Consider the following 7273-nt stretch of genomic DNA (forward strand, 5'->3'; position numbering starts at 1 on the left):
AGCCGATGACCATCCTCTACATCGACGCCGACGCCTGTCCCGTGAAGGACGAGGCCTACGCCGTGGCCGCTCGCTTCGGCGTGCCGGTGAAGGTGGTCGCCAACGCGTTCCTGCGCGTGCCGCCCGATCCCACGATCGAGCGGGTGATCGTGCCCGGCGGCCTCGACGTCGCCGACGACTGGATCGCCGAGCGGGTCGCGCCGGGGGACGTCGTCGTCACCGCCGACGTGCCGCTGGCCGATCGCTGCGTCAAGGCCGGCGCCGTGGCGCTCGCGCCGACGGGAAAGGTCTTCGACGCGGCCTCGATCGGCATGGCGCGGGCGGTGCGCGACCTGATGAGCGACCTGCGCGAGGCGGGCGCCGTCACCGGCGGGCCCAGGCCCTTCTCGCCGAAGGACCGCTCCGCCTTCCGCGCCGCGCTCGACCGGGAGCTGCGCCGGGCGACGCGCTGATCAGGCGGCGCGGGCCGCCTCGCGGGCGAGCTTCGCCAGCCGGCGGGCCTCGGCCAGCGTCTCGGCCGCCTCGCAGACGAAGCGCTCGGGCAGCTCCACCACGAAGCTGCAGCTCTCGGGAAAGCGCGCCTCGCGCATCAGCCGCTCGAGCGGCAGGCCGCCCCACCCCAGCGGCAGGTGCAGGTCGCCGAGCCCGAAATGCATCTTCTCGGCCTCCGTATAGGCCCAGAACGTGTCCTCGGGCACGCCGAAGGAATCGTGCAGGTGGACGTGCGCGGCGACCTCGGAGAGCGTCACCGCCTCGGCGAAGGCGTCGCCGCCCCGCGCGCCGGCGTGGAGGAAGCCGTGGCCGACGTCCAGAGTGGCGCGCACGTGCGCGTCGCCGAGGGCCGCGATCTCGCGGGCGAGGCGCGCCGGCGAGGCCGTGTGCACGCCCGGACCGAAGGGGAAGATGTTCTCCACGCAGATCACGAGGTCCCGCGCCGCCGCCTCGACGCCCGCGCGGGCGAGCCACGCGCGCTGGCGGGCGTAGCGATCCTCGAGATCCGGAGCGTCGCCCGCGCAGAAGCCCGAGTGCATCACCACGTGCCGCGCCCGGAGCCGCGCCGCGACGTCGAGGCTCGCGCGCAGCACGTCGAAATGCAGCGGCAGGTGCTCGGGCGCGCCGAAGAAGTTGAGCCCGATCGCGGCGTGGACGCTGAAGTCCGGCGCGCGCCCCGCGCAGGCCTCGACCAGCCGCCCCAGAGGTCCCGGAAGGATTCGCGCCCGCGCCATCACGTCGAGCGACAGGAGCGGGATCTCGACCAGGTCGACCCCGAGCCGCTCCAGCCGATCGAGTTCGTGCGCCAGCGTCGTCCCGTCCGGGCGCGCCACCTGCGCCGTCATCCCGACGATGATGTCCGTCATCCGTTGCCTCCTCGCCCCGCCTCTCCGCGCGGCGCGGTGAGACCACGCGGCGATGACGGCGTGATGAAGGCGGGATGCCCGTGAGGACGCGGACGGCCCTTCGTCACCCCTTCGGCAGCATCTCCTTCACCAGCGCGCTCGCCTTGGCGAAGTTCATCCGCCCGGCGTACTCGCCGCGCAGCTTGCCGACGACCTTGCCCATGTCCTTCATCGAGGTCGCGCCGGTCTCGGCGATCGCGGCCTCGATCGCGGCGCGCATCTCCGCCTCGTCGAGCTGGCGGGGGAGGAAGCCCTGGATGATCTCGGCCTCCTCGCGCTCCTGGGCGGCGAGCTCCTCGCGGCCGTTCTCGGCGTAGACCTGGGCGCTCTCCTGGCGCTGCTTGATCATCTTCTGGAGGAGAGCGAGGATCTCCTCGTCGGTGGCCTCGCCGCGGTTGGCGCCGCGGGCCTCGATGTCCTTGTCCTTCACCGCCGCCTGGATCATGCGCACGGTGCCGAGCTTGCGCTTCTCGCCCGCCTTCATGGCGTCCTTGATTTCCTGTGTGAAGCGCGCGCGCAGCGACATCGTCTCTCTCCTGGGGTGGCCTCGTCTCGTGCGAGGCCGGGGTCGCGATTGACGGGGCGAGGCCCCGTGCTTAAGTCCAGGCCGCAAGGACCGACGCCGAGGACCCGACGCCGCGGCCGTGCCGGCGCGGCGGGATCGACCGGCTTCGCCGCCGGTCGGCCCGGATGCCGGCCCCCCATCTACGAGAGAACCCTCCGATGCCGCAAGAGACACGCCAAGCCCCGCCGCCCGCCCCCTCGCCCGCGCAGGGTTGGGAGGAGCCGAAGGCGACCGCCGTGCTCGTGCTCGAGGACGGGACCGTGCTCGAGGGCCACGGCATCGGTGCGGTCGGCGAGGCCGCCGGAGAGGTCTGCTTCAACACCTCGATGACCGGCTACCAGGAGATCCTGACGGACCCCTCCTATGCCGGGCAGATCGTCACCTTCACCTTCCCCCACATCGGCAATGTCGGCGTCAACGACGAGGACGTCGAGACGGTGAACGCCGCCGCCTCGTCGGGCGTGCGGGGCGTCGTCATGGCCGCCCCGATCACCGATCCGTCGAGCTGGCGCGCGAGCCGCGACCTCGACGCCTGGCTGAAGGCGCGCGGCATCGCCGGCATCAGCGGCATCGACACGCGCGCGCTCACCGCGCTGATCCGCGACAAGGGCATGCCCAACGCCATCATCGCGCACGATCCGGCGGGACGCTTCGATCTCGACGACCTGAAGGCGCGCGCCCGCGTGCTGCCCTCGATGGCCGGGCTCGACCTCGTGCCGCTGGTGGCGGCGACGCAGCGCTTCGAATGGGACGAGACGACCTGGGAGCTCGGCCGCGGCTACGGCCGGCGCACCGACGCGCAGCACCACGTGGTCGCCATCGACTACGGCGTGAAGCGCAACATCTTGCGCCTCCTCGCCGACGCCGGCTGCCGCGTCACCGTCGTGCCCTCGACGGCGACCGCCGAGGACATCCTGGCGCTCGAGCCCGACGGCGTCTTCCTCTCCAACGGCCCGGGTGACCCCGCCGCGACGGGCGAGTACGCCGTGCCGACGATCCGCGCGATCCTCGACAAGAAGATCCCGACCTTCGGCATCTGCCTCGGGCACCAGATGCTCGGCCTCGCCATCGGCGCCAAGACCAAGAAGATGATGCAGGGCCATCACGGCGCGAATCACCCGGTGAAGGACAAGACCACCGGCAAGGTCGAGATCGTGTCGATGAACCACGGCTTCGCGGTGGACACCGCCACGCTGCCGGCGGGCGTCGAGGAGACGCACGTCTCGCTGTTCGACGGCTCGAACTGCGGCATCGCCCTCACCGACGCGCCGGCCTTCTCCGTGCAGTATCACCCGGAGGCCGCGCCCGGCCCGCGCGACAGCCATTATCTCTTCGGCCGCTTCGTGTCGTTGATGAGGACGAACGCGGCGGCTGCCTGAATTCCGCCGCGTTAAACATACGTTAACCATGTCGGACCACCGTTGCGCCGACGCCCCGTTCCGGGGCGCGGCCTCGAGGAGATTCGTCATGCGTGCCGGCCCCCTGATCAGAGCGATGCTCGTCGTCCTCGTCGGCGGCTCCATGGTGGTCGGCTTCGCGCGCGCTCAGGGCGACACGGGCGACATCGCGCGGGGAGAGCGCATCCTCGGGCAGAACTGCGCGATCTGCCACGCCATCGGCGAGACCGGCGAGAGCCCGCACCCGTCGGCCCCGCCCTTCCGCACGCTGTCGGAGAACTACCCCGTCGAGGCGCTCGAGGAGGCGCTCGGCGAGGGCATCCTCGTCGTGCACGACGGCGTCCAGCAGATGCCGCAATTCGTGTTCTCGCCGGAGGACGTCGGCGACATCATCGCCTACCTGCGCTCGGTTCAGCCGGAGGGCTGAGGGCCGCCGGTCGGCGGCGGCCCGAGCGTCGCGGGCGCGCTCTCGCTGCGGCCCACCAGCCCGAGCTGGCGCTCGATCTCGCGCTTGAGCGCGTCCTTGATCGGCTCCACCGCCTCGAACAGCGCCTTCGCCTCGAAGAACTCCAGCACCCGGAAGGCCTGCACGGGCGGGCGCAGCATGATCTGCGGGCAGGCGAGCTTGAGCTTCGCCTGGACGATCGCCTCCTGCATGATCTCGACCGCGCCGAAGGAGACGTCGATGCCGCTCACGAGCCGCGACGGGTCGAGCGCCGGGCCGGCGGCGACGTCGACGGCGACGACGACGTCGGCCTTGCCGATGAGGTTGTCGAAGGGCAGCGGGTTCACCGCCCCGCCGTCGATGAGCGTGCGGCCCTCGAAGGCCACCGGCTTGAACAGGCCCGGGATCGCCATCGACCCCGCCACCGCGGGCACGAGGCGCCCGCGGGCGTAGGTCACCTCCGAGCGGGCGAAGAAGTCGCAGGCCACGGCCTCGAAGGGGATCTCGAGCTCCTCGATCCGCGCGGGCACGCCGCCGGGCCAGAACGCGTCGAGGATCTTCTCGCCGTCCAGGAGCAGCGGGTTGCCGAGCCCGTTGAAGACGTCGACGAGCCGCCCGACCCGCGCCTCGACGAGCCGCGCCATCACCCGCGCACGATCCTCCATGGCGTCGAGCACGTGCTGGCGCAGCGCCCGCGCCGGGATCCCGGCGCAATAGGCGGCGCCGACGACGGCCCCCATCGAGCACCCGACGATCGCTGCGGGACGGATGCCGATCTCGTCGAGCGCCTCCAGCACGACGATGTGCGCGAGCCCGCGCGCGCCGCCCGAGCCGAGCGCGAGGCCGACCGTCGGCCCGCCGTTGCGCGGCACGAGCCGGCCCTCGCGCTCGCGGGGCGTGAAGGCGGCGCGGCGGCGTGCGGCCTGGGCGCGCGTGGGGCGCAGGTCCGAACGACGGCTCACGCCGGCGTCTCCAGGAGGTCGCGGATCACGGCGAGCGTGCCGGCGGGGTCCTCCTCGGCGACGAAGTGCCCGGCCTCGACCTGCCGGCCTCCCGCGTGCGGCGCGAAGCTCGCGCGCCAGACGTCGAGCGGCGTCGGCCCGCCCTCGTCCCGGCCGGTGAGGAAGAACGTGCCCCAGGCGAGCGCCACCGGGCACAGGATGGTGCGCCCGGCCGCGAGGTCCGCCTCGTCGGCCGCGCGGTCGAGGCTCGCGCCGGCGCGGTAGTCCTCGCACATGGCGTGGATGCGCGAGGGCTCGTTGGCGCCCTTGCGGTAGGCGTCGAGCGCGCGCGCATCGAAGGGCGCGAGCGACCCCTCGCGGGTCCAGCCGGCCATCAGCTTGTCGAAGAAGGCCGCGGGATTCTTGCCGATCGCCTCCTCGGGCTCCGGCGCGGGACGGGCGAGGAACTCCCAATGCGCGGCGGGGAAGCGCCCGGCGTCGATCTCGCGCCAGACGTGGAACGTCGGCAGGATGTCGAGCATGCCCAGGTGCGACAGCCGCCCGGGATGATCGAGCGCGAGCCGGTAGCCGACCCGCGCGCCGCGGTCGTGGCCGACGAGGGCGAAACGGGCGAAGCCGAAGTCGGACATGACGCGCACGGCGTCCCGCCCCATCGCGGCCTTGGAATAGGTCTCGTGGCGCGCGTCGCCCGCGGGAGCGCTCGACCAGCCGTAGCCGCGCAGGTCCATCAGGACGACGGTGTGCGTGCGCGCGAGATCCGCGGCGATCCGGTGCCACATGACGTGCGTCTGGGGGAAGCCGTGGAGGAGGAGCACCGGCGGCCCGTCCCCGCCCTTGCGCACGAAGGCGCGACCGATCTCGGTGTCGAGCCAGTGCGAGGTGAAGCCTGGGAACAGGTCCGACATGCGCGCGCCTCCGGGCTTGCGTCGTTGATGTCGTACCCTAACGCGCGAGCGCCCGCCAACCGATATCCCGCCGGCAAAAACCCTCCGGCCAGTCGACGGCGTCGACCCCGGCATAGGCGCGCTCCCGCGCCTGCGCCACATCGGCACCGAGCCCGACCACGGAGAGGACGCGTCCGCCGCTCGCCAGCACCCGCTCGCCGTCGCGCCGCGTGCCGGCGTGGAAGACCCGCACGCCCGGCTGCGCGGCGGCCGCCGCGAGGCCGCGGATCTCGCTGCCCGTCTCGACCGCGCCGGGATAGCCGTTCGCGGCCAGCGTGACGACGAGCGCCGCCTCGTCCCGCCAGCCGAGGGAGACCTCGGCGAGGCGCCCCGCGCAGGCGGCGAGCATGGCGGCGAGGAGATCGCCCTCGAGGCGCGGCATCAGGGCCTGCGCCTCCGGATCCCCGAAGCGCACGTTGTACTCGACGAGCCTGGGGCCCTCGGCACCGATCATCAGGCCGGCGTAGAGCACGCCGACGAAGGGCGTGCCGCGTGCGCGCATCGCGGCGAGCGTGGGCTCGACGATCTCGGCCATGGCGCGGGCCCGCAGCTCCGGCGTGAGCACCGGCGCGGGGGAGTAGGCGCCCATGCCGCCGGTGTTGGGGCCCACGTCGCCGTCGAAGGCGCGCTTGTGGTCCTGCGCCGAGGCGAGCGGCAGCGCCGTCGTCCCGTCGCAGAGCGCGAACAGGCTCACCTCCTCGCCGTCGAGGAAGTCCTCGATCACCAGCGCGTCGCCGGGCCCGGCGAGCATGGCGCGCACCGCCTCCTCGGCCTGGGCCGTGCTCTCCGCGACGACGACGCCCTTGCCGGCGGCGAGGCCGTCGTACTTCACGACGATGGGCGCGCCGCGCGCGCGCACGTAGGCCAGCGCCGGCTCGGCGGCATCGAAGCGGGCATAGGCGGCGGTCGGCGCGCCGGTCTCGTCGCAGATCGCCTTGGTGAAGGCCTTCGAGCCTTCGAGCCGGGCGCCCTCCTTCGTCGGCCCGAAGGCCCTGATCCCGGCCGCGGCGAGATCGTCGACGAGCCCGGCGACCAGCGGCGCCTCGTTGCCGACGACGACGAGGCCGATCGTCGACGCGCGGCAGAAGGCGATCACGGCGGCGTGGTCGGCGACGTCGAGGGCGACGTTCGTCGCCACCTCCGCCGTTCCCGCGTTGCCGGGCGCGCAGAAGAGGGCACGACAGAGCGGGCTCTGCGCGAGCTTCCAGGCGAGCGCATGCTCGCGCCCGCCGGATCCGATGAGGAGGACGTTCATGGCGATCCGTGTAGCGCAGGGCGCGGCGGCCGTCCACGCTCCTCCCCCGAGCTCCTCCCCCATCGGGGGAGGTGGCTCGGCGGCGAAGCCGACGAGACGGAGGGGGGGCGCCGAAGGCGCGCTTCGGCGGAGCCGAACAGAGATGCGTCGCGCCGGAGGACCCCGCCCCCGATCCGCTCCGCGGATCGTCCCCGCCCCGAGGGGGCGGGAGGCGCTGTGTAGGGCCGGACAGAAGTGAGACGGAGGGGACTTGAACGGGATCGGGGATCCCGGAAGCTTGGGTTTGCGACAACACGAGCTTCAGGAGA

At 73.1% G+C, this 7273-nt stretch carries 8 protein-coding genes; 3 read left to right on the top strand and 5 right to left on the bottom strand.

The window, feature by feature from the left end:
- Window positions 1-5 precede the first annotated feature (5 nt).
- Window positions 6-452, top strand: a complete 447-nt coding sequence (locus tag G407_RS0116360) for a YaiI/YqxD family protein (protein WP_029031692.1) — start codon at window positions 6-8, stop codon at window positions 450-452.
- On the opposite strand, the gene G407_RS28160 is transcribed toward G407_RS0116360, so the two are convergent.
- Together G407_RS28160 and G407_RS0116375 are read right to left on the bottom strand one after the other, a co-directional pair.
- Window positions 453-1358, bottom strand: a complete 906-nt coding sequence (locus tag G407_RS28160) for a sugar phosphate isomerase/epimerase family protein (protein WP_052341461.1) — start codon at window positions 1356-1358, stop codon at window positions 453-455.
- Window positions 1359-1461: 103 nt separating this feature from the next.
- The gene (locus tag G407_RS0116375) at window positions 1462-1923 is read right to left on the bottom strand and encodes a GatB/YqeY domain-containing protein (RefSeq protein WP_029031693.1); all 462 of its coding nucleotides are present in this window, start codon (window positions 1921-1923) and stop codon (window positions 1462-1464) included.
- 197 nt (window positions 1924-2120) lie between these two features.
- On the opposite strand from G407_RS0116375, the gene carA reads away from it, so the two are divergent.
- Window positions 2121-3341, top strand: a complete 1221-nt coding sequence (gene carA / locus G407_RS0116380; RefSeq protein ID WP_029031694.1) for a glutamine-hydrolyzing carbamoyl-phosphate synthase small subunit — start codon at window positions 2121-2123, stop codon at window positions 3339-3341.
- An 88-nt stretch (window positions 3342-3429) separates the two neighbouring features.
- Entirely contained in the window at window positions 3430-3786 is a 357-nt protein-coding gene (locus G407_RS0116385; RefSeq protein WP_029031695.1) for a c-type cytochrome, read from the top strand.
- Here G407_RS0116385 and G407_RS28165 read toward each other — a convergent pair.
- From G407_RS28165 to purD, 3 genes are read right to left on the bottom strand one after another with little or no spacing between them, the layout of a single operon-like run.
- The gene (locus G407_RS28165) at window positions 3771-4766 is read right to left on the bottom strand and encodes a patatin-like phospholipase family protein (RefSeq protein ID WP_245259107.1); all 996 of its coding nucleotides are present in this window, start codon (window positions 4764-4766) and stop codon (window positions 3771-3773) included. The genes G407_RS0116385 and G407_RS28165 overlap by 16 nt on opposite strands.
- On the bottom strand, window positions 4763-5671 hold the full coding sequence (locus G407_RS28170) for an alpha/beta hydrolase (protein WP_043540011.1): 909 nt from the start codon (window positions 5669-5671) through the stop codon (window positions 4763-4765). The genes G407_RS28165 and G407_RS28170 overlap by 4 nt, the downstream gene beginning before the upstream one ends.
- Before the next feature lie 37 nt (window positions 5672-5708).
- Window positions 5709-6965: a phosphoribosylamine--glycine ligase gene (gene purD / locus G407_RS0116400; RefSeq protein ID WP_029031696.1), complete on the bottom strand. Its 1257-nt coding sequence runs from the start codon at window positions 6963-6965 to the stop codon at window positions 5709-5711.
- Window positions 6966-7273: the final 308 nt, after the last annotated feature.

The sequence above is a fragment of the Salinarimonas rosea DSM 21201 genome, from assembly GCF_000429045.1.
In the GTDB taxonomy this organism is placed as follows: Bacteria; Pseudomonadota; Alphaproteobacteria; order Rhizobiales; family Beijerinckiaceae; genus Salinarimonas; species Salinarimonas rosea.